Origin of the sequence: Paraburkholderia sp. BR13444 (assembly GCF_040948755.1) — a bacterium.
Taxonomy (GTDB): Bacteria; Pseudomonadota; Gammaproteobacteria; order Burkholderiales; family Burkholderiaceae; genus Paraburkholderia; species Paraburkholderia youngii.
Map to the genome: position 1 here is coordinate 58,563 of NZ_JBFPKM010000019.1, position 20,611 is coordinate 79,173.

Genomic DNA, 20,611 nt, shown 5'->3' on the forward strand with positions numbered 1-20,611 from the left:
ACGAGACTTGAAATCGGCGAGGAGGCGTGATTGTCCCATGGAACCGATTCCTTTGCAGGGCTTGCCTAAAAAATGGGACGAACTGATGGCGGGTGGAGACTCGATAAAGGTCCGTTTTCGCGCGGTGGCCACGTGATTTTCTGGCGAGACGGCTGGCTTGCCGCGCTAGAGCATGTCGTTTGATCCGCAAAAACTATAAAAATACGGAAAAATATCATGAGCAACATAAGCGTTGCCGCGCGCAAATCCAGTTCTATATCGCGCCACGAATATGTCCCCCATGCGATTCAGGCTATGGGTTGCGTTTATTGACGGTGATAGCTTTCAAACCATCGACGCGGCGTGTCCGCGCGAACACCGAACAGACGAGAGCACCGAGACATGACCGAGCCGATTCGCTTCTATCACCGCAACGCGATCCGCGAAATCCAGGACGCGCCCGTCACCCGTACGGTGCTGCAGTATCTGCGCGAAGACGCGCATTGCACCGGCACCAAGGAAGGCTGCGCCGAAGGCGACTGCGGCGCCTGCACCGTCGTGATCGGCGAGCGCAACGCGGCGGGCGGCGTCGACTTCAAGGCGGTCAACGCCTGCATCCAGTTCGTGCCGACGCTCGACGGCCGCGCGCTGTTCACGGTCGAAGACCTGCGCCAGCCGGACGGATCGCTCCATCCGGTGCAGCAGGCGATGGTCGATTGCCACGGCTCGCAGTGCGGCTTCTGCACGCCGGGCTTCATCATGTCGATGTGGGCGCTCTACGAGAAGCACGGCCACGAGCACGGCTGCGCGAACCGCACGGTGCCATCGCGCGAGGCGATCGGCAATGCGCTGACCGGCAACCTGTGCCGCTGCACCGGCTACCGGCCGATCCTCGATGCGGCCGAGCGCATGTTCGACGCGCCCGCGCCGCAAGCGCCGCTCGACGTGAAGGCGCTCGCCGACACGCTCGCGACGCTCGAACGCGACGACACGTTCCAGTACGAGCACGCGGGCCAGCGCTTCGCCGCGCCGCGCACGGTCGCGGCGCTCGCGCAGCTCAAGGAGCGGGAACCGGCCGCGCGCATCCTCGCGGGCAGCACCGATATCGGCCTGTGGGTCACCAAGCAGATGCGCGAACTCGGCAACCTCGTCTACGTCGGGCAGATCGCCGAGCTGCAAAAGCTCGAAACCAATGACGAGTGGATCGAGATCGGTGCCGGCGTCAGCGTCGAAGGTGCGTATGCCGAGATCGCGAAGCAGTATCCGGAGCTGACCGAAATGTGGCAGCGCTTCGCGTCGCTGCCGATCCGCAACGCCGGCACGCTCGGCGGCAACATCGCGAACGGCTCGCCGATCGGCGATTCGATGCCGGGGCTGATCGCGCTCGGCGCGCGCGTGATCGTGCGCGGCGGCGACATCGAGCGCGAGATGCCGCTCGAAGACCTGTACCTCGCGTATCAGAAGAAGGACATGGCCGAGCACGAGTTCGTCGTCGGCCTGAAGGTGCCCGCGCGCGGCGGCGCGCGCAAGAATCTGCGCTTTCGCACCTACAAGCTGTCGAAGCGCTTCGATTCGGATATCTCGGCCGTGTGCGCGGCGTTTTCGTTCATCGCCGACGGCGACGTGATCCGCGAGCCGCGCATCGCGTTCGGCGGTATGGCCGCGACGCCGAAGCGCGCGCTCAATGCCGAAGCCGTGCTGCGCGACGCCGCTTGGCACGAGGCGACCGCACAAGCCGCAATGCTCGCGCTCGGCAACGACTATGCGCCGCTCACCGACATGCGCGCGACCAGCGACTACCGCCTCGAAGCGGCGAAGAACACGCTGTACCGCTTCTGGCTCGAAACGCGCGCGCACGAGCCGCTGCCGAAGAGCGCGCTCGATGTGCGCGCGGTCGCGCCGGCCGGCGCGAGCGTTTGAGCGCCGCGCGTCCACGGATACGGAGAACCTAACAATGAACCAGCAAGCCGAACCGTTCCTGAAAGAGCTTCAGGATCTCGACGAGTTCACCCAGGTGCATGTGTCGCGTCCGCACGAGTCCGCGCATCTGCACGTGAGCGGCCGCGCGACCTACACCGACGACATCCCCGAAGTGGCCGGCACGCTGCACGCGGCGCTTGGGCTGTCGGCGAAGGCGCACGCGAAGATCGTGTCGATCGCATTCGACCGGGTGCGCGCGACGCCCGGCGTGGTCGCGGTCTTCACCGCCGACGACATCCCCGGCGCCAACGACGTCGGCCCGATCGTTCATGGCGACGATCCGATCCTCGCCGACGGCGTCGTGCAATACGTCGGCCAGCCGATGTTCATCGTGGTCGCCAGCTCGCATGAGGCCGCGCGGCTCGGCGCGCGGCGCGCCGAGGTGGTCTACGAGGAACTGCCGGCGGTACTGACCGCGCAGCAGGCGCGCGCCGCGAACCAGTTCGTGCTGCCGCCGATGAAGCTTGCGCGCGGCGACGCCGGCACGAAGATCGCGCGCGCCGCGCATCGCGAGGCCGGCGAGATGCTGCTCGGCGGCCAGGAGCAGTTCTATCTGGAAGGGCAGATCTCGTACGCGGTGCCGAAAGATGACGACGGCATGCACGTCTACTGCTCGACCCAGCATCCGAGCGAAATGCAGCACCTCGTCGCGCACACGTTGGGCGTTGCATCGCATAACGTGTTGATCGAATGCCGGCGCATGGGCGGCGGGTTCGGCGGCAAGGAATCGCAGTCGGCGCTGTTCGCCTGCTGCGCCGCGCTCGCCGCATGGAAGCTGCTGTGCCCGGTCAAGCTGCGCCCCGATCGCGACGACGACATGATGGTGACCGGCAAGCGCCACGATTTCCACTACACGTACGAAGTCGGTTACGACGAAGACGGCGTGATCGAAGGCGTCGCGGTCGACATGACCTCGCGCTGCGGTTTTTCCGCGGACCTGTCGGGCCCGGTGATGACGCGCGCGCTGTGCCACTTCGACAACGCGTACTGGCTGTCGGATGTATCGATCGACGGCTTCTGCGGCAAGACCAACACGCAGTCGAACACGGCGTTTCGCGGCTTCGGCGGTCCGCAAGGCGCATTCGCGATCGAGTACATCCTCGACAACGTCGCGCGCTCGTGCGGCATCGATGCGCTCGACGTGCGCCGCCGCAATCTGTACGGCAAGACCGAGCGCAACGAGACGCCGTACGGCCAGATGGTCGAAGACAACGTGATTCACGAACTGATCGACGAACTGGAAGCGACCAGCGACTATCGCGCGCGCCGCAAGGAGATCGACGCATTCAACGCGAACAACGAGATCCTCAAGAAGGGCCTCGCGCTGACGCCGGTGAAGTTCGGCATCGCGTTCAACGTCACGCACTTCAATCAGGCCGGCGCGCTCGTCCATATCTACACCGACGGCTCGGTGCTCGTGAATCACGGCGGCACCGAAATGGGCCAGGGGCTGAACACCAAGGTCGCGCAGGTCGTCGCGCATGAACTCGGCGTCGGCTTCAAGCGCATTCGCGTGACCGCGACCGATACGAGCAAGGTCGCCAATACGTCGGCGACGGCTGCTTCGACCGGCTCCGATCTGAACGGCAAAGCCGCGCAGGACGCCGCGCGCCAGTTGCGCGAGCGGCTCGCCGCTTTTGCGGCCGAGCGCTACGGCGCGGGCAGCGTGACCGCGCGCGACGTGCGCTTCGCGCATGATCGCGTGGTGGTCGGCGAGCTCGCCGTGCCGTTCGAGGAAGTGATCGCGAAGGCTTATCTCGCGCGTATCCAGCTATGGTCCGACGGTTTCTACGCGACACCGAAGCTCTACTGGAATCAGTCGAAGCTGCAAGGCCGGCCGTTCTATTACTACTCGTACGGCGCGGCGGTATCGGAAGTCGTGATCGACACGCTGACCGGCGAAATGCGCGTGCTGCGCGCCGATGCGTTGCACGACGTGGGCGCCTCGCTGAATCCGGCGCTCGACGTGGGCCAGGTGGAGGGCGCGTTCATTCAGGGCATGGGCTGGCTCACCACCGAGGAGCTGTGGTGGAACGCGGGCGGCAAGCTGATGACGCACGCGCCGTCGACGTACAAGATCCCGACCGTCAACGACGTGCCGCCGGTCTTCAACGTGAAGCTGTTCAAGAACCGCAACGTGGAGGACAGCATCCATCGTTCGAAGGCGACCGGCGAACCGCCGCTGCTGCTGCCGTTCTCGGTGTTCTTCGCGGTGCGCGACGCGGTGTCGGCGGTGGGCGGGCACCAGGTCAATCCGCCGCTTAATGCGCCCGCGACCAGCGAGGAAATCCTGAAGGCGGTCGGAGCGGTGCGCGCCGCGACCGCGGCCGCGCGGCAGGCTTGATGCGATGGCGGACGAACGGGAGCGCGAGATGGAAGCACGCCTGAACAATTATCTGAACGGCACCGGCGCCATCGACAATGCCGCACCGGTGCGGATCGGCCGGCGTAGCGTCGCGTCCGAACTGGCACCGCGGCCCGCGCCGATGCACATCGTGCTGTTCGGCGCGGGGCATGTCGGCCATGCGCTCGTGCAACTGCTTGGCAGCCTGCCGTGCGTGGTCCAGTGGGTCGACGAACGCGACGAGCTGTTCCCTGACGAAACGCCGCCCAACGTGCAGGTCGAAGCGACCGACACACCCGATGCGATCGTCGACGCGGCGCCGCCCGGCGCGTGGTTTCTGGTGATGACGCACAACCATGCGCTCGATTTTTCGCTGGCCGCGCGCATCATGCGACGGCGCGATTTCAGCTACTTCGGCATGATCGGCTCGAAGACGAAGCGCGTGAAGTTCGAGCGGCGTCTGCTCGAACGCGGCGTGGAGCTGGAGCGGCTCGCGGAGATGACCTGTCCGATCGGCGTCGAAGGCATCGTCGACAAGGCGCCCGCGGCGATCGCGATCGCGGTGTGCGCGCAACTGCTGCGGGTGAGGACACAGCGGGCCGCGAGCCAGATCCGCGCAACGGAGCAGATCATGGCTTAGGCCACCCGGCGCAGCGGTTTGCGCGAGGGTTCGAAAGGGGACGGGCTCACGCGCCGTCCCCCTTCTTTATTTGCCGCTGGACGGTTGTTGTTGGCCCCGCTGTCGCGTCTTCACGCGCGGCGTCTTGCGCGCGACCAGCTCACTCGACACCTCGGACATCAACGTCCTCAGCCAGCCGATATCGCTCGGCCGATCCGGCTGCGGATGCCACAACTGATAGCAGCGGATGCGCGGAAACGCGATCGGCACATCGACGACCGCGAGCGGCAGCATGCTCGCGTAGTGCATCGCGAAGCGCCGCGTGGTCGTGAAGATCAGATCAGATTGCAGAAGCGTCTGCGCGACGAGCCCGAAGTAGGGCAGCGTAGCGACGATGCGCCGGCTCGCCTTCGCGCGCGCGAAGCCGGTATCGATCGCGCCGCCGCGCGTGCCGCTGTACGGTGTCGGCGCCAGATGCGGCGCGGCCAGATAGGCGTCGCGCGTGAGCGGCTCGCGCGCGAGCGGATGGTCCGCGCGCATCATGCACACGACGGTATCGGCGAACAGGTCGCTGCGCTCGAAGCGCGGATCGGGCTTCGGCCAGTTGCCGATCACGAGATCGAGTTCGCCGGCGTCGAGCGCGGCCGAATGATCGAGCAGCGGCCCCAGCGATTCGATTTCCAGCCGCGCATGCGGCGCCGCTTCGCGAAATCGCGCGATCACGGTCGGCATGAAGAAGTCGTTCAGATAGTCGGGCGCGGCGACGCGAAACGTGCGGCGTGAGCGGCCCGGGTCGAAATCGCCGTGCGGCGTCGCGACGAAATCGACATCGCGCAGCACGCGCTGCGCGGCCGCGAGCAGCGACTCGCCGTATTCGGTCGGCACCATGCCCGACTTGCCGCGCACCAGAATCGGATCACCGAGCGTTTCGCGCAGCTTGCGCAGTGCGGTGCTGATCGCGGGCTGGGTCTGGTTCAGCCGCATCGCGGTCTGCGTGACGCTGCGCTCGACGAGAAGCGTGCGCAGCACGCGCACGAGCCAGATATCGAGTGAAGCGGCGGTGTCGTCCATGGTCGAAGCGTGGTGACGCGGGCGCAGCCGATCGGCTCGCCGCGCGGCGAGCGCGTGGGGTGCGAAAGCTTATAACCTTAGGCCCGTTTGCGCGTCGGCGGCATAGCGGGCGCGGTATGGCCGGCATCAGCGCGGCGCGTGCCGGCGGCGCTTCGTTCGGGCGGAAGCCGCAGCCGCGGCGCGGCGCGCTGCCGCCGCCGTGTTATGGCGCCGGTGCCGGCTCGTCCGCGAGGCCCCACGGCAACGAACTGATCCGCTTCACTTCGCGCGATTCGAGCCAGTTCGGCGTGCGCGCGCAGTAGAGCACCATCGGCAGCGCGTCCTCGCCCCAGAACAGCTGGTCGTTCAGACGAAACGTCGGCACGCCATAGACGCCGAGGTCGATCGCATCGGCGGTATTGCGCCGCAGTTGCGCCTTCACCGCTTCGTCCTGGATCAGCTCGGGGCCGTCCGGCTTGCCGACGCGTTCGCACAGTTCGGCGAACGCTTCGTCGCTCGACGGGTCGCGCCCGTCGCGCCAGATGAAGCGGAAAATCTCGCGCACGAATTGCACGTCGCCGTTCGCGGCGGTCGCGAGCAGCAGCGGTTTCATCGAATCGAACGGATGAGCGGGCGGCATCTTGTACGGAATGCCGAGCTGCTCCGCGCGAAACAGCGCATGCCGGTACATGAAGGTGCGCTTGGCGGGCACGCTGTACGCGGAGCGCTGGCCCCAGTGGCGATACAGATCGTTCAGCACGACCGGCGTGAATGCGAAGTCCATGCCGGGCCATTTGTCGTGTTGCTCGAGCAACAGGTAGGTGAACGGCGAGACGAAATCGTAAAACCACAGCGGCTGTTGGGCGTCGATGCCAACGGTCATAAAGGTCTCCCGGTTTGCCTGGGTCGGACGGAGCGGAGGGTGCGTCCGTTATCTCATCAAAATTGTAGCGATCTTACGCGGTGCGCTCCCGGCTTGCACCGGTCGATATCCCCTGGTGGAGGGCGGCGGGTGCGGGGTCAGGCGGTGTCGCCGGCGCGCGCTCAGCCTTTGACTTGATCGGCCGCCTGCTCGTCGGCTTCGTCCAGCCCGCCCGGCGTGTCGCGGCTTGTCATGAGCCGCCGCCGCACGAAGCCGATGTGCTCGCGCAGCACGTAGAACTGGTCCGCGTACGCGAGCGGCATCTTCATGCCGTTGACCGAGTCTTCGATCGTGTCGAGCCGCTCGATCAGCGACGCGCGTTCGGCCGACGAGTGTTCGCTGAGCGCGCTGCGCTCGATCGCGATCAGCGCGCCGTACCAGCGATAGATGCGCGACTTGACGCGCCACGCGTACAAGCCCGGCACGACGCGCAGCGCCGGCACCAGCAGCACGATCAGGGGCACGACGATCACCAGCAGGCGGTCCGCGAGGCTCGCGATCCAGAACGGCAGGGTCCGGTACAGGAAGCTCTTGCCCGACTTGTAGTAGCGCGCGGCATCGTCGGACAGCGGGAAGTCGTGCGCGAGCGGCGCCGGAAATTCACCGGCGCGCTGCATCGTCGTCGCGCCGCCGTGCACCTCGCGCGCGGCTTCGATCAGCAGATCCGACAGCGCCGGATGCAGCGAATCGCGCGCGATCAGCTCGGCGGTCGGCGCGACGATGCTGATCGAGTTCGCCGGCAGGTTCTTGCCGAGGTCGAACGCGCCCATCGGCACCTTCAGCTGCGTCAGGTACGGAAAGCGACGCGTGTACGCGTCGGCCTGCGAGAAATCGTAGAAGCGCACGTTCTGCGTGCGGTAGAGCTTGCCCATCACGGCCGGCTGCGCCGAGTCGCCGGCGAGGAAGGTCGCGTCGATCGTGCCGTCGATCAGCGCGTCGGCGGCTGCGTCGCCCGTCAGCGGCAACAGTTGGGTCGGGCCGCCCGGCACGATGCCGTTGGCCTTCAGCAGCGCGAGAGCGAGTTCGCGCGTGCCGCTGCCCTCGGGGCCGATCGCGAGGCGCTCGCCCTTGAAGCCGGACAGCCAGTCGACCGGCGCGCCGCGATAGAAGATCGCGAGCGGCACGTAAGCGACGCTGCCGAGCGACATCAGGCTTTTGTCCTTGTCGGCCGCGGCGGGCGCGATGCCGCTCTGCACAAAGCCGACATCGACGTTGGCGTTGGGGTCCAACAGCCGCTTCAGATTTTCCTGCGAGCCCTGCGAGGCCAGCACGTTCAGCGTGATGCGGTTGCGCGCGAGGATCGCCTTGTACTTCTGCGCGGCGATCCAGAAAGTGCTGCCGACCGGGCCGGCGCTAATCGTCAGCGTATTTGGCGGGGCGGGCTGGATCAGCCGCACGGCGGCCCAGATCGCGACGATCACGAGCAGCACGAGCGGGCCGAACGAGACCGCCAGGTCGCGCCACGAGATCGCGACAAAACGGGCGACGAGACGGGTAGGGCGGCTGCGGCCGGTGTCAGGCTTCATCGGATCTTCTGAAAACGGCGGTCGGTCGGGCTCGAATGCGCGCAGGCGGCTTGGGCGGCGCGCCAGCACGCGTCGCGCCGATGGTACCTGAGATTGGCACGGCCGCGAATCGCGTAGCCGCCCGTCGCGCCGACAAACGCGTAACAAATGGTGAGCGTCGCGGGTGCCCGCCAGCACGACGCCCAGGCAATTTTTGCGCGACCACGGAGCGTGTCCGTATTTATCCGGCAAGCATGACGCAGCCGCTGTCGGTGCGCCACGCCGCGCGCTAAACCCTTTGCGCTTCTGTGCCGGCTAGATTAAATTGTGCATCGCTACCGCGATCCAACGTTTGCGGCGATATCCCGGCAAGACGGACAAGAACCGGGCACGTCGGCGGACTTCGCGGTTTGCAGGTTACCGATTACCGGTAATCAGCCTCTCTCGCCTCTTGCACATCGTGTCAGACGTTGATGGCCGTCGCGCACGCGCGCGTTCGCGCGATGACGGCCGCCCGTAGTCGTAACGAAGCCGCTTGTTGATGCGGTCCAATGTGAAACCAAGGAGAAGAGAGCTATGAAAACGGTCGGTTTTCTGAAAACACTGGGTGCGGTCGTGGCGATGGTGGCGGCGTGCAGCGTCTACGCCCAGAACGCTCCAGATACGGCGTCGGCGGCAGCCACCGTCAAGGCCGGCAAGGCAGCGAATCACGAACTTGGCCGTAAGGTGCGCCACGCGCTGACCAAGACCCAGGGTCTCGACGTGTCGCACATCGCCGTGCGCGCGCGTGGCGGTGCCGTGACGCTGACCGGCACGGTGCCGGACCAGGGCCAGGCCGATAAGGCTGGCGAAGCCGCCAAGGGCGTCGAGGGCGTGACGTCGGTGACCAACAAGCTGACGGCGAAGCAACAGTAAGCGGTGCGCGTGCGCGCGGCGCCGCAAGGCCCGCGTCGCGAGGTCTATCAATCGATTCGGAGGCTCCGGCATTTTCGCCGGAGCTTTTTTTTCGTCGCCGGTTTTGGGCGCGAGACGGGCGAGGTTTGCGGGACCGCAGCAATGAGGCTTGCCGCACGCACAGGTGCTGATCGAGGCGCGGCTGTCCCTGCTTCGTGCGCTGCGGCACATTACCGATGCATCGCGCGGGGTACTGTGACGAAGAGGGAACGGGGAGCCAAGCTCATGCAAACCACGCAGTTTCGCTACATCGATCTGCCGATCGGCGATCGCGCGGCATTCGAACTGGTGTGCGCAAGACACGGTTTCGCGCCCGCGCATTTCGAGATCAGCGCGAGCGCGGCACCCGGTGAGCCGGCGCACGAACGCGTCGTCACCGTGCGGCGTGTCGACTGGTCACGGTCGTATCGCGACGGCCACGGTCAGTGGGTCCGGCAGTTCGAGGCGGATCTGACCAGCCGGTTTTTCAAATAGACAGCGGTCACGGCGTGTGCGCTTGACGCGTCTTCAGCGGGCGGCTCACGACAACACCAGCCGCACGCCGACCAGCGTCAGCGTCGCCGCGAGCAGATTGCGCAGCAGTACTTCCGGCGCGCGCGACGCCAGATAGCTGCCGATTGCGATGCCCGGCAGCGATCCCACCAGCAGCGACAGCAGCATCGACCAGTCGATCGAGCCGAGCAGCCAATGTCCGGCGCCCGCGAGCAAGGTCAGCGGCACCGCGTGCGCGATGTCGGAGCCGACGATGCGTGTCGTCGGCAGCAGCGGATACAGCAGCAGCAACACCGTCACGCCGATCGCGCCCGCACCCACCGACGTCAGCGACACCAGCGTACCGAGGATCGCGCCAGTCAGCATCGTCAGCGCGAGCGTGCGCCCCTGGCTCGGCGCGCGCAGCTTGCGCGCGCCGAGCGCCGCAAGCTGCGGACGGAACACCAGCGCGATCGCGGTAATCAGCAGCGCCGCGCCGAGCACGACCTGGATCAGCCGGCCCGCGCCCGGCGTGTCCATCCCGTAGCGATGCAGCAGGATCAGCGTGATGGTGGCCGCGGGTACGCTGCCGGCCGCGAGGCGCAGCATGATCTGCCAGTCGACCGAGCCCTTCAGGCTGTGCAATAGCGTGCCGGTCGCCTTGGTGGCGGCCGCGTACAGCAGGTCGGTGCCGACCGCGGTGGCAGGGTGCACGTTGAATAGCAGGACGAGGATCGGCGTCATCAGCGAGCCGCCGCCGACGCCCGTCAGCCCGACCAGAAAGCCGACGAACAGGCCGGAGACGGAGTACAGCAGATCGATGTGGGGGAGTGCCATTGAACGGACAGCTGACGCAGCGCGGGTGAAAGGTTGGGCGGCAAGGCCGGCGGACGCGCCGGGGCGGCTGGCGGCGGCGGTGTGCGGTGTGCTGCACGGCCGCGTCGGCCGGCGCCTGAGCGGCGAAAGGCGCTATTGTCGCAAAACTGCCGCGCCCGCGTGCGGCACTTACTCAGGGGGAGTGCGTCGCGGCTGGCGGTGCGCTGCGTTCGGCGGGTGCGGCGCGGGTGCGCCGCATCGCGTGCGAGGCGCCGCTCAGAGCGCGCGGCGGATTTCGACGACGCCGAACGCCGCGAGCATCAGGCCGACCACGCGATCGATCACGTGGCGCAGCCTGCTGCCGATCGCATGACGCGCGAGCGACACGATCGTCACCAGACAGCACCACCACGCGATCGAGCCGGCGAACACGCCGCCGACCGTCGTCAGCGCGATGGCCGGCGAGAACGCGCCGCGCGGTGCGAGCGTCGTGAACAGCGCCGCGAACATGATGATGGTCTGCGGATTGGTCAGCGTCAGCAGCAGCGCGCTCGCGTACGCGCGCAGCGCGCCGGCGCGGCCGATCTGCGCGAGCTTGCCGTTGCCATTGCCGTCGGCGCTTTCAGCGGGCGGCTTCTGCAGCAGCGCGCGCACGCCGAGATACAGCAGGAACAGGCCGGCGAACAGATGCAGCGGGCGGTCGTACGCGAGCATGAACTGCGAAATGCCGACGAGGCCGAGCGCGGCGATCAGCCCGTAGGCCGCGTCGCCGCTCGCGATGCCGAAGCCGATCGCGAGTCCCGCGCGCGGGCCGCCCGTCAGCGTGCGGCGGATGCACAGCATGCCCATCGGGCCGACCGGCGCGGCGATCGCGAGGCCGACGCCGGCGGCGGTGAAAAACAGACTGGTGGTGGACATGAACAGGTTCTCGAGCGGCTGTTCTGGTTGGAGTGTGCGGTGCAGGCGCGGCCCGGCCGTCCGCGGGTAGCCAACGCACCCGCCAGCATAGCCAGACCGCAAATCGCGGGCAAGCTCGGGCAAGGGCGAAACGCGTGGCTGGGTGACTGCTCGTCAGCGCCCGCCGTCGTCAGGGCATAATTCCCCACTCCCAACTCCCAAATCCGCTTCGCCGATGTGGCAAATCGATCAGGTCACGCTGCGCTTGTTCATCGCCGTGTGCGAGGAAGGCACGATCGCGCGCGCGGCCGAGCGCGAGTTCATCGCACCGTCGGCGGTCAGCAAGCGGCTCGCCGATCTCGAAGCGCTCGTCGATGTTGCACTGCTGTCGCGCAGCCAGCGCGGCGTGCGCGCGACCGCCGCGGGCGAAGCGCTGTTGCGCCACGCGCGGCTCATCATGCGCGGCCACGAACGCTTGCAGGCCGAGCTCAGTGAATACGCGGCCGGCGCGCGCGGCCATGTGCGGGTGCTGGCGAACGTGTCGTCGATGGTGGAGTTCTTGCCCGAGGCGTTGTCCGAGTTTTTGCAGGCGAATCCGGCGATTCGGGTCGATGTCGAGGAGCGCGTCAGCGCGGACATCGTGCGCGGGCTCGAAGAGGGCGTCGCCGATCTGGGCATCTGTCGCGACACGGTGCCGCTCGGCAGTCTCGACACGCTGCCGTATCGCGCCGATCATCTGGCGCTGATCGTGCCGCGCGCGCATCCGCTCGCGAGCGAGACGCAGGTCGGCTTCGAACAGACGCTCGGATTCGATCATCTGGGACTCGCCTCCAATGCGTCGGTCAACGCGCTGATGCAGCGCATTGCGCTGGAGAGAGGCAGTGAGTTGAACTACCGCACCTATGTCTCGACGTTCGATGCCGCCTACCGCTTCATCCAGGCGGGTCTCGCGGTCGCGATCCTGCCGCGCGAGGCATTGCCGCGCCATGCCGCCAACGAGTACGGCATCGTCGCCGTGCCATTGCGCGACGCGTGGGCCGAGCGGCGCTTCGTTATTTGCATGCGCGGTCGCGCGGCGTTGACGCTGGCGGCCGCGCGCTTGCTCGAGCATCTGTTGGACGCCAGGTAAGACGGGAGACGCACCTGGTCTCTCGCACCGGCAGTCCCTGGCAGCTCCCCGGGCGACGCCCTTCGCCACTTCTCCAAACAAACCCCTAAGCATTTCACCCAGGCGAGCGCCAAAGCCCGCCCTCTCAGCCTGAGCGGCCATCGCGAGCGGCGATGGCGGACGTCGTCAATGCAGACTTTGCCGCGCGTCTGCGCGCGAGCACGCTGTGATCCAGTTAGCGCATCACTTCTATGCAACGGGCGTCCGAAGCCCGCATCCACGATCAGGATTCAAACCGATGAATGACACCCGCGAGCGCGTCGTCGTGACCGAAGTCGGTCTGCGCGACGGTCTGCAAAGCATTGCCCGCATCATGTCCACCGACGACAAGCGCCGCTGGATCGACGCCGCCTACGCGGCCGGCGTGCGTCATATGGAAGTCGCGTCATTCGTGCCGGCGAAGCTGCTGCCGCAAATGGCCGACGCCGCCGCAGTAGTCGCCCACGCCCGTAGCTATGACGATCTGAGCGTCACCGCGCTCGTGCCGAACCTGAAGGGCGCGCAGCACGCGCTCGATGCCGGCGTAGAGCGCATCGTCGCGCCGATTTCGGTGAGCGTCGCGCATAGCGTCGCGAACGTGCGCAAGACGCCCGCCGAGATGATCGACGCGTTCGCCGCGATGCGTGAACTGATCGACCGCGCGACTGCGGCGGGTGGGCGCCGCGTCGAGTTGATCGCCGGTTTGTCGACGGTGTTCGGCTGCACGCTGCAAGGCGCGGTGCCGTACGCGGATATCGCCGCGATCGCGCGCGCCGCGGTGCAGGCCGGCGCCGACGTGATCGCGCTCGGTGACACGACCGGCGAGGCGACGCCGCGCCAGGTCGGCAAGGTGATCGAGCTGGTGCGCGACGTCGCGGGCGACAGGCTCCGCTCGCTGCACTTCCACGACACGCGCGGCCTCGGTCTTGCCAACACGCTGGTCGCGCTGCAGCACGGGATTCGCGAATTCGATGCGTCGCTGGCCGGTCTCGGCGGCTGTCCGCATGCGCCGGGCGCGACCGGCAACGTCAATACCGAAGACCTCGTGTTCATGCTCGACAGCATGGGCTACGACACCGGCATCGACATCACGCGGCTGCTCGCCTCGCGCGCGGTGCTCGCGCAAGCGCTGCCGGGCGAGCCGCTGTATGGCTATCTCGCGCGAGCGGGATTGCCGAAGCAGTTCGCGCATGGGCAACCGGCCGTGCGCGAATCCGCTGAGCCCTCCGAATATTTGCGTTATTCCCATTCTTCCGCTCCGCAGGTGCCGCAATGACTCCGCTTTCCTCCGCTACCTCAGCTCCGTCTTCGACGTCTTCGGCGTCTTCGCCGCAGCCTGGCACGCTGCCGCTCGCAGGCATCCGCGTGATCGAGCTGTCGCACATGGTGATGGGCCCGACCTGCGGCATGATCCTCGGCGACCTCGGCGCCGAAGTAATCAAGGTCGAGCCGCCGCGTGGCGACAGCACACGCCGGCTGCTCGGCACCGGCGCGGGATTTTTCCGCACCTTCAATCGCAACAAGAAGAGCGTCGTGCTCGATCTCGACAGCGAAGCCGGTCTCGCCGCGCTGAAGCAACTGGTCGATAGCGCCGACGTCTTCGTCGAAAACTTCAAACCCGGCCGCATGGCGAATCTCGGCCTCGACTACGCGACGCTGCGCGAGCGCAATCCGAAGCTGATCTACGTGTCGCACAAGGGCTTTCTCAGTGGTCCGTACGAACATCGTCTGGCGCTCGACGAAGTCGTGCAGATGATGGCGGGCCTCGCGTACATGACCGGGCCGGTGGGCCGTCCGCTGCGCGCGGGCAGCTCGGTCAACGACATCATGGGCGGCATGTTCGGCGCGATCGGCGTGCTGGCCGCGCTGCACGAGCGGCACGCGAGCGGCCGCGGCAAGGAGGTGCAGAGCGCGCTGTTCGAGAACTGCGTGCTGCTGAGTGCGCAGCACATGCAGCAGTTCGCGGCCACCGGCGTGGCCGCAGCGCCAATGCCCGAGCGCATCAGCGCCTGGGCCGTCTACGACGTGTTCACGCTCGCGCACGGCGAGCAGATGTTCATCGCCGCGACCGGCGACGCGCAGTGGCGCGCGCTGTGCGCGATTCTCGAGCGCGACGATCTGCTCGCCGATGCGCGCCTCGCCACCAACAACGACCGCGTGCTCGCGCGCGGCTGGCTGCTGCCGACGCTCGGCGAAAGCCTGAGCCGTTTCGACGGCGCGACGCTCGTGCCGCTGTTCGAGCGCAATCACATTCCGTTCGCGTCGATCACGAAGCCCGAAGAACTGTTCGACGATCCGCACCTGAACGCGAGCGGCGGTCTCGTGCCGCTGACGCTCGACGACGGCAGCGAAACCGCGATGCCGTTGCTGCCGATTTCGCTCGACGGTGCGCGTCTCGGGCCGCGCCAGCCGATCGCGAAGATCGGCGAGCACACCGTCGACGTGCTGCGCGAACTCGGCTTCGACGACGCGCGGATCGCGGAGCTGAGCGGTACCGTGCAATCGCGGAAGCCGCGCGCGGCTGCCTGAGCGGCTGCACGAGCGGCTGCACGAGCGGCTGCACGAGCGGCTGCATGAGCGGCTGCACGAGCGCCGTGCCGCGCCGCACCCGTTGCAACGGGCAATAGACCAAAAACTCTGGAGACAGACGATGAAATCGTCGAATCAGGCGATGTACGCCACTGCGCTCGGCGAAGCGGCCGGCGCGCTCGATGGCTCACCCACGGACGCGGGCGCCGGTGCGGCAGCGGCGGGCCGCGCCGGCGCGATCGCGCTCGATGGCGCGCGGATTTCCGCGCGGCTCGACCGGCTGCCCGCGACCCGCACGATCTGGCAGCTCGTGATGCTGCTGAGCTTCGGCATGTTCTTCGAACTCTACGACCTGATGTACTCCGGCTATATCGCGCCGGGGCTCGTGCATAGCGGGCTGCTCACCGCCACGACGCGCGGGCTGTTCGGCACGAGCGGCGTCGCGAGTTTCATCGCCGCGCTGTTCGCGGGCCTGTTCATCGGTACGGCGGCGTGCGGCTTTCTCGCCGACCGCTTCGGCCGCCGCGCAATCTTCACGTGGTCGCTGCTGTGGTATACGGCGGCCAACGTCGTGATGGCGTTCCAGCACACGGCGCTCGGCTTGAACTGCTGGCGCTTTATCGCGGGGATCGGCATCGGCGTCGAGATCGTCACGATCGGCACGTATATCTCCGAGCTCGTGCCGAAGCACATTCGCGGGCGCGCTTCGGCGTGTTCGCAGGCGGTCGGCTTCTGCGCGGTGCCGATCGTCGCGTTCCTGTCGTATCTGCTGGTGCCGCAACGGGTGTTCGGTTTCGATGGCTGGCGCGTGGTCGTGCTGATCGGCGCGATTGGCGCGATCGTCGTGTGGTGGATTCGCAGAGGTTTGCCGGAGAGCCCGCGCTGGCTCGCGCAAAAGGGCCGCCTCGAAGAAGCCGACGCGGTGATGACCCGTCTCGAAGCACGCGTCGCGCGCGAGTACCAGCGCCAATGCGGGCTGCCGTTGCCCGAGCCCGCGCTGCCCGAACCGGTGCGCGCGCGGGCGGCGTTTCGCGATCTGCTGGTGCCGCCATATCGCAAGCGCACGCTGATGCTGGTCATCTTTCACGTGTTCCAGACGATGGGCTACTACGGCTTCGCGAACTGGATTCCGACGCTGCTGAACAAGCAGGGCGTCACGGTGACGACGAGTCTGATGTACGCGAGCATCATCGCGATCGCGGCGCCGCTCGGTCCGTTGCTGGGCTTGCTGATCGCCGATCGCTTCGAGCGTAAGAGCGTCATCATCTGCATGGCGGCGGTCAACGTCGTGTGCGGACTCGCGTTCAGCCAGGCGCGCGAGACGGTGCTGCTCGTGAGTCTCGGCGTGTGCCTCGTGCTCGCGGGCAACATCATTTCGTACAGCTATCACGCGTATCAGGCCGAGCTGTTTCCGACCGGCATCCGGGCGCGCGCGGTCGGCTTCGTTTATTCGTGGAGCCGGATTTCGGCGATGTTCTCGGCGTTCGTGATCGCCGCCTGCCTCGGCCGCTTCGGCGTGAACGGCGTGTTCGTGTTCATCTCGGGGGCGATGGCGATCGTCATGGTCGCGATCGGTACGCTGGGGCCGAAGACGCGCGATGTCGCGCTCGAGGATATTTCGAAGTAGCTAGGAGTCCTGGCGAGTCTCGTCGTTGCTCGACAGCCGGTCCGACACGTTGCCGAGCAAGAGCGCGAGCAGCACGACGCCGATCATGGCGAACAGGAACCCGCCGATCATCGTGGCAAGTATCAGCGTGATCCATGAAATGCCGTTCATGTGTGTGCGGTTCCAGCGCGTTTGTCGGGGGCATCGTAGCCCGTTCAACATCATTTCTATGTGCGCTTGCCCGCCGTAAGCCTGTCAGGCGACGCCGAACTATCGTCGCAGCGTGCCATTACGCGGCGCGTTCTGGATGGATGTCACCTTCGTTGCGTACCGGGGAAGCGGGCTTAGTTCGCTGTCCGCGACCATCCTTGCGAAGAACCTCATAGTGCCTTTCCGCAATCGGTTGGCGGAAATGCACCCGGTCGCACCCGATGTATTCCGCCATTGGCCCGCCTATTGCGGTGACGCTAAAGTTGTCCGATATCCATGTTTCAGGTCTGAAACGTTAATCGCCATGTTTATATTCCAGCCGTCAATAAAAATGATTTAAATAATCTTTTCTGGCGCGTTGAGTGCTCGTATTGGACGGTGAATCGGCGGTCGCGCGGCGCTTGCGCCGATGGTCAGCGGAGCTTGCCGGTGAAGCCGGGCTCGCCAGGGAGGGTGGGGTACGTTCCACTCATTGTAGGCGAATCCAAGCAAAAAATCGCTTTTAAAATACGCGCTAGTGGGTGAGTAAAGCGAAAGTGCGCCGTTTTTCGAGTAGCCCGACAGTGTGCGCTGGCGTACGCATTCATTTTTCAAATTGCTTTAAGCTTCACGAGTGCATATTCAACCATATGCGGATAGATGATTAATCCATTGAAAAGACGGTCGCTTCGGTATTGAGCCGAATTGCACTGGCCGATCATGTAGTCATAGCGCCAATATGTCCGCACTTTCGGACATGGCGGCAGAGCGCCGGAGGTCGTCGCTATGATGCACTGCGCGGAGTTCGCACTGCGCGTGATCGTCAAAGGTGTAGTTGATCGTTTTCTGTCGAGAGGATGACTATGACCTGCGCGAGTCTCGAGTCTGCAATGCTGCGCTGGGTGCATGCGCCGAACAAGGGCGTGCGTCGTGTCGCGATTCTGTTGTTCAACGACTGCTCGCTGCAAGGAGCGGGAGTTATCGCCGAGGTGTTCCAGGCTGCCAACGAACTCTCCACTTCCGGTTCGGGCGCGTGGCTGTACGACGTATCGTTTTTATCCGCCGACGGCGGCATGGTGAGTTCGTCGTCGGGGTTGCGCGTATGGACCGACGGACTCGATGCGCGCCATTACGTCGGCTTCGATGCGCTCTATGTGGCGGGCGGCAAGGGCGCGGCGTCCGCAGCGCACGATGAGCGTGTGCTCGGATGGCTGCGGCGGGTGCGACGCAACACCGCGATGATCCGCTCGATCGCCGAAGGGCGCGCGGTGCTCGACGCGGCGGCGCTGCCCGAGGACAAGGATGCGAGCGACCTGCGCCAGCCAACTATGCCCAGAAATGGGACGGGCTCGGCAGAGCAGGGTGCCGTCGAACTGAGCGACCGGCTGGAATCGATGCGCAGCGCGCTCGCGATGATCAAGCGCGATCTGGGCAACGCGACCGCACGCTCGGCAGCCGAACGGCTGCTGTCGGACTCGTGCACGAACCTCGCGCCGCTGCTCGGCGAGGACGGCGGCATGAGTCCCGGCGACAAGGTTCGCGCGGCGGCGCGCTGGCTGCAGGAAAACTGCCAGCAGGCGATTTCGATTGCGGATGCCGCGCAGTTCGCGGCGATGAGCGAGCGCAACTTTCTGCGCCGCTTCAAGATGGAAATGGGTATTACGCCGTCGAGTTTCCTGTTGCACGAGCGCCTCGCGGTGACGTGCAGCCTGTTGACCGAATCGGAATTGCCGGTCGACAAGATCGCCCGTCGAACCGGGATGGGCAACGGCGATCGGCTCGCGAAAGTGTTTCGCAAGCGGATGAGGATTTCGCCGACCGAGTTCAGGATTCAAAGCCGCCGCATGGCGGGCGAGTAGCACCGACGGAGCCAACCCGGTCACCGCGCAGTGCAGGCGGGGACGGGTCCGTTGTTCGTTGTACCTTGCAGACCGATGAGGATTCCCGATATGTTGACGCAGGCAGGTGTGAGCGCCCGATCCGTCGAGCCGAACGGCGCAAGCGCCGGGGTTGCTGGCGCGCGCTGCGCGCACATCGTCCCGGTCATTCTCGCGGGTGGCTCGGGCACGCGGCTTTGGCCGGTGTCGCGCGAAAACTTTCCGAAGCAGCTGATCGACGTGGTCGGCTCCGACTCGCTGCTGCAGGCGACCGCGCGGCGGCTCGAGGGCTTCCCGGCGGGCTGGAGCGTCGACGCATCGCCGATCGTCGTGTGCGGCGAGGAGCATCGCTTCGTGATCGCCGAACAGTTGCATGAAAACGGCGTCGACGCGCGTCTGATCGTCGAACCTGCGCGCCGCGACACGGCGCCGGCGCTGACACTCGCGGCATCGCTCGCGTGCGCCGCCGGCGACGACGCGATCCTGATCGTGATGCCGGCCGATCACGCGATCGCGGACGTGCCCGCGCTGCAGCGCGCGCTGGCGTGCGCGGCGCACCACGCGAGCGAGGGCGCGATCGCGACGCTCGGCGTGCCGCCGACGCGTCCCGACACCGGCTTCGGCTATATCCGCATCGGCGCGGCATTGGCCGCCGGCGGCCATGCGATCGACGGTTTCGTCGAGAAGCCCGCCGAGGAAATCGCGCGGCAATACCTGAGCGCGGGCACCTATTGGTGGAATAGCGGCATCTTCATCGTGCGTGCGCGCGTGTGGCTCGACACGCTCGCGTCGCTGCGGCCCGACATGCACGCGCCGTGCACGAGCGCGTTCGCGAGCGGCAAGCAGGACGGCGACGTGTTCCGGCCGTCGCACGACACGTTCCTCGACGTTCCCGCCGATTCGATCGACTACGCGGTGATGGAGCGTCTGACCGAACCACCGCCGGCAGCAGGCGACAGCGCGAGCAACGCTGAAACGCAGGGCGCGGCGCCGAGCGAGACACAAGCTCGAAACCCGGCCGCGGACATGCCGCCCGGCGTCGTGATCCCGCTCGAAGCCGGCTGGTCCGACCTCGGCTCGTGGGACGCGGTCTGGGCCGCGATGGAGAAGGACCCGAACGGCAACGCCGGGCGCGGGCGCGTGACGTTCGAAGGCGCGGTGTCCTGCTATGCGCATTCGGAAGGGCGGCTCGTCGCGTGCGTCGGCACCGCCAACGTCGTCGTGGTCGAGACCGCCGACGCGGTGCTCGTGGTGGACCGCTCGCATGTGCAGGACGTCAAGGGGCTCGTGTCGCGCATCAAGGCGCAGCACGCGCCGGAGGCCGACGCGCATCGCAAGGTGCGGCGCCCGTGGGGCTTCTACGATTCGATCGATCGCGGCGAGCGCTTCCAGGTCAAGCGCATCGTCGTGACGCCCGGCGCGAAGCTGTCATTGCAACTGCATCATCACCGCGCCGAGCATTGGGTAGTCGTGCGCGGCACCGCGCTCGTCACGCGCGGCGAAGAGCAGTTCCTGCTCAGCGAAAACGAATCGACCTATATTCCGCTCGGCACGCGTCACCGGCTCGAAAACCCGGGCAGGGTGCCGCTTGAAATCATCGAAATTCAGTCGGGTACCTATCTCGGCGAAGACGACATCGTGAGGTTTGACGACAACTACGGCCGCTGCCCGTAGGCAGCCCATGCACACCCTTTTTGCGTACCGGAAGGCAGAACGAGGTAAGGAA

The 20,611-nt window shown here is 66.5% G+C and carries 17 protein-coding genes; 11 read left to right on the forward strand and 6 right to left on the reverse strand.

Translation table 11 applies throughout. The features are described 5' to 3' along the window. Positions 1-381: 381 nt before the first annotated feature. The 3 genes from xdhA to xdhC are packed head-to-tail and all read left to right on the forward strand — an operon-like array spanning position 382 to position 4,943. On the forward strand, positions 382-1,899 hold the full coding sequence (xdhA, locus tag AB3X95_RS33840) for a xanthine dehydrogenase small subunit (RefSeq protein WP_368623553.1): 1,518 nt from the start codon (positions 382-384) through the stop codon (positions 1,897-1,899). Positions 1,900-1,933: 34 nt separating this feature from the next. Next, on the forward strand, positions 1,934-4,303 hold the full coding sequence (gene xdhB / locus AB3X95_RS33845) for a xanthine dehydrogenase molybdopterin binding subunit (RefSeq protein WP_368623554.1): 2,370 nt from the start codon (positions 1,934-1,936) through the stop codon (positions 4,301-4,303). Positions 4,304-4,331: 28 nt separating this feature from the next. Continuing rightward, entirely contained in the window at positions 4,332-4,943 is a 612-nt protein-coding gene (xdhC, locus tag AB3X95_RS33850; protein WP_368623590.1) for a xanthine dehydrogenase accessory protein XdhC, read from the forward strand. A 66-nt stretch (positions 4,944-5,009) separates the two neighbouring features. On the opposite strand, the gene AB3X95_RS33855 is transcribed toward xdhC, so the two are convergent. The 3 genes from AB3X95_RS33855 to AB3X95_RS33865 form a co-directional block, all read right to left on the reverse strand. Next, positions 5,010-5,993 (reverse strand): LysR substrate-binding domain-containing protein, encoded by a 984-nt coding sequence (locus tag AB3X95_RS33855; RefSeq protein WP_368623555.1) that lies wholly within the window; start codon positions 5,991-5,993, stop codon positions 5,010-5,012. A 202-nt stretch (positions 5,994-6,195) separates the two neighbouring features. Continuing rightward, complete coding sequence (locus tag AB3X95_RS33860) at positions 6,196-6,855, reverse strand: 2-hydroxychromene-2-carboxylate isomerase (RefSeq protein ID WP_176122552.1); 660 nt, start codon at positions 6,853-6,855, stop codon at positions 6,196-6,198. Between the two features lie 161 nt (positions 6,856-7,016). Beyond that, positions 7,017-8,420, reverse strand: a complete 1,404-nt coding sequence (locus AB3X95_RS33865; RefSeq protein WP_176367662.1) for a TAXI family TRAP transporter solute-binding subunit — start codon at positions 8,418-8,420, stop codon at positions 7,017-7,019. Between the two features lie 555 nt (positions 8,421-8,975). Between AB3X95_RS33865 and AB3X95_RS33870 the strand changes: the two genes are divergently transcribed. Both AB3X95_RS33870 and AB3X95_RS33875 read left to right on the forward strand, forming a co-directional pair. Then, positions 8,976-9,314, forward strand: a complete 339-nt coding sequence (locus AB3X95_RS33870) for a BON domain-containing protein (RefSeq protein WP_176122554.1) — start codon at positions 8,976-8,978, stop codon at positions 9,312-9,314. Between the two features lie 264 nt (positions 9,315-9,578). After that, on the forward strand, positions 9,579-9,827 hold the full coding sequence (locus AB3X95_RS33875) for a hypothetical protein (RefSeq protein ID WP_176122555.1): 249 nt from the start codon (positions 9,579-9,581) through the stop codon (positions 9,825-9,827). Between the two features lie 45 nt (positions 9,828-9,872). Here AB3X95_RS33875 and AB3X95_RS33880 read toward each other — a convergent pair whose 3' ends face one another. After that, a complete protein-coding gene (locus tag AB3X95_RS33880) occupies positions 9,873-10,661 on the reverse strand; it encodes a sulfite exporter TauE/SafE family protein (protein WP_368623556.1) in 789 nt (262 codons plus the stop codon). Positions 10,662-10,916: 255 nt separating this feature from the next. Continuing rightward, on the reverse strand, positions 10,917-11,558 hold the full coding sequence (locus AB3X95_RS33885; protein WP_176122557.1) for a LysE family translocator: 642 nt from the start codon (positions 11,556-11,558) through the stop codon (positions 10,917-10,919). Positions 11,559-11,772: 214 nt separating this feature from the next. On the opposite strand from AB3X95_RS33885, the gene AB3X95_RS33890 reads away from it, so the two are divergent. From AB3X95_RS33890 to AB3X95_RS33905, 4 genes are all read left to right on the forward strand, one after another. Beyond that, the gene (locus AB3X95_RS33890; protein WP_368623557.1) at positions 11,773-12,666 is read left to right on the forward strand and encodes a LysR family transcriptional regulator; all 894 of its coding nucleotides are present in this window, start codon (positions 11,773-11,775) and stop codon (positions 12,664-12,666) included. A gap of 277 nt (positions 12,667-12,943) precedes the next feature. Then, on the forward strand, positions 12,944-13,960 hold the full coding sequence (locus AB3X95_RS33895) for a hydroxymethylglutaryl-CoA lyase (RefSeq protein WP_176122559.1): 1,017 nt from the start codon (positions 12,944-12,946) through the stop codon (positions 13,958-13,960). Then, positions 13,957-15,213: a CaiB/BaiF CoA transferase family protein gene (locus AB3X95_RS33900; protein WP_368623558.1), complete on the forward strand. Its 1,257-nt coding sequence runs from the start codon at positions 13,957-13,959 to the stop codon at positions 15,211-15,213. The genes AB3X95_RS33895 and AB3X95_RS33900 overlap by 4 nt, the downstream gene beginning before the upstream one ends. A 121-nt stretch (positions 15,214-15,334) precedes the next feature. Beyond that, positions 15,335-16,840, forward strand: coding sequence for an MFS transporter (locus tag AB3X95_RS33905; RefSeq protein WP_368623559.1), 1,506 nt, complete (start codon positions 15,335-15,337; stop codon positions 16,838-16,840). Here the strand turns inward: AB3X95_RS33905 and AB3X95_RS33910 are convergent, their stop codons facing one another. Continuing rightward, positions 16,841-16,990 carry a hypothetical protein gene (locus tag AB3X95_RS33910; RefSeq protein ID WP_176109418.1) on the reverse strand — a complete coding sequence of 50 codons (150 nt, stop codon included), beginning with the start codon at positions 16,988-16,990 and terminating at the stop codon, positions 16,841-16,843. Positions 16,991-17,871: 881 nt separating this feature from the next. Here AB3X95_RS33910 and AB3X95_RS33915 point away from each other — a divergent pair. Together AB3X95_RS33915 and AB3X95_RS33920 are read left to right on the forward strand one after the other, a co-directional pair. Then, on the forward strand, positions 17,872-18,867 hold the full coding sequence (locus AB3X95_RS33915; RefSeq protein WP_368623591.1) for a GlxA family transcriptional regulator: 996 nt from the start codon (positions 17,872-17,874) through the stop codon (positions 18,865-18,867). A 90-nt stretch (positions 18,868-18,957) separates the two neighbouring features. Then, a complete protein-coding gene (locus AB3X95_RS33920) occupies positions 18,958-20,559 on the forward strand; it encodes a sugar phosphate nucleotidyltransferase (RefSeq protein WP_368623560.1) in 1,602 nt (533 codons plus the stop codon). Positions 20,560-20,611 lie beyond the last annotated feature (52 nt).

Excerpts from the sequence above, each read along its gene's own strand:
- xdhB (WP_368623554.1), top strand. The coding sequence starts at position 1,934 with ATGAACCAGCAAGCCGAACCGTTCCTGAAAGAGCTTCAGGATCTCGAC.
- xdhC (WP_368623590.1), top strand. The coding sequence starts at position 4,332 with ATGGAAGCACGCCTGAACAATTATCTGAACGGCACCGGCGCCATCGAC.
- AB3X95_RS33860 (WP_176122552.1), bottom strand. The coding sequence starts at position 6,855 with ATGACCGTTGGCATCGACGCCCAACAGCCGCTGTGGTTTTACGATTTC.
- AB3X95_RS33875 (WP_176122555.1), top strand. The coding sequence starts at position 9,579 with ATGCAAACCACGCAGTTTCGCTACATCGATCTGCCGATCGGCGATCGC.
- xdhA (WP_368623553.1), top strand. The coding sequence starts at position 382 with ATGACCGAGCCGATTCGCTTCTATCACCGCAACGCGATCCGCGAAATC.
- AB3X95_RS33895 (WP_176122559.1), top strand. The coding sequence starts at position 12,944 with ATGAATGACACCCGCGAGCGCGTCGTCGTGACCGAAGTCGGTCTGCGC.
- AB3X95_RS33910 (WP_176109418.1), bottom strand. The coding sequence starts at position 16,990 with ATGAACGGCATTTCATGGATCACGCTGATACTTGCCACGATGATCGGC.
- AB3X95_RS33855 (WP_368623555.1), bottom strand. The coding sequence starts at position 5,993 with ATGGACGACACCGCCGCTTCACTCGATATCTGGCTCGTGCGCGTGCTG.
- AB3X95_RS33885 (WP_176122557.1), bottom strand. The coding sequence starts at position 11,558 with ATGTCCACCACCAGTCTGTTTTTCACCGCCGCCGGCGTCGGCCTCGCG.
- AB3X95_RS33900 (WP_368623558.1), top strand. The coding sequence starts at position 13,957 with ATGACTCCGCTTTCCTCCGCTACCTCAGCTCCGTCTTCGACGTCTTCG.
- AB3X95_RS33865 (WP_176367662.1), bottom strand. The coding sequence starts at position 8,420 with ATGAAGCCTGACACCGGCCGCAGCCGCCCTACCCGTCTCGTCGCCCGT.
- AB3X95_RS33920 (WP_368623560.1), top strand. The coding sequence starts at position 18,958 with ATGTTGACGCAGGCAGGTGTGAGCGCCCGATCCGTCGAGCCGAACGGC.
- AB3X95_RS33915 (WP_368623591.1), top strand. The coding sequence starts at position 17,872 with ATGACCTGCGCGAGTCTCGAGTCTGCAATGCTGCGCTGGGTGCATGCG.
- AB3X95_RS33890 (WP_368623557.1), top strand. The coding sequence starts at position 11,773 with ATGTGGCAAATCGATCAGGTCACGCTGCGCTTGTTCATCGCCGTGTGC.
- AB3X95_RS33905 (WP_368623559.1), top strand. The coding sequence starts at position 15,335 with ATGAAATCGTCGAATCAGGCGATGTACGCCACTGCGCTCGGCGAAGCG.
- AB3X95_RS33870 (WP_176122554.1), top strand. The coding sequence starts at position 8,976 with ATGAAAACGGTCGGTTTTCTGAAAACACTGGGTGCGGTCGTGGCGATG.
- AB3X95_RS33880 (WP_368623556.1), bottom strand. The coding sequence starts at position 10,661 with ATGGCACTCCCCCACATCGATCTGCTGTACTCCGTCTCCGGCCTGTTC.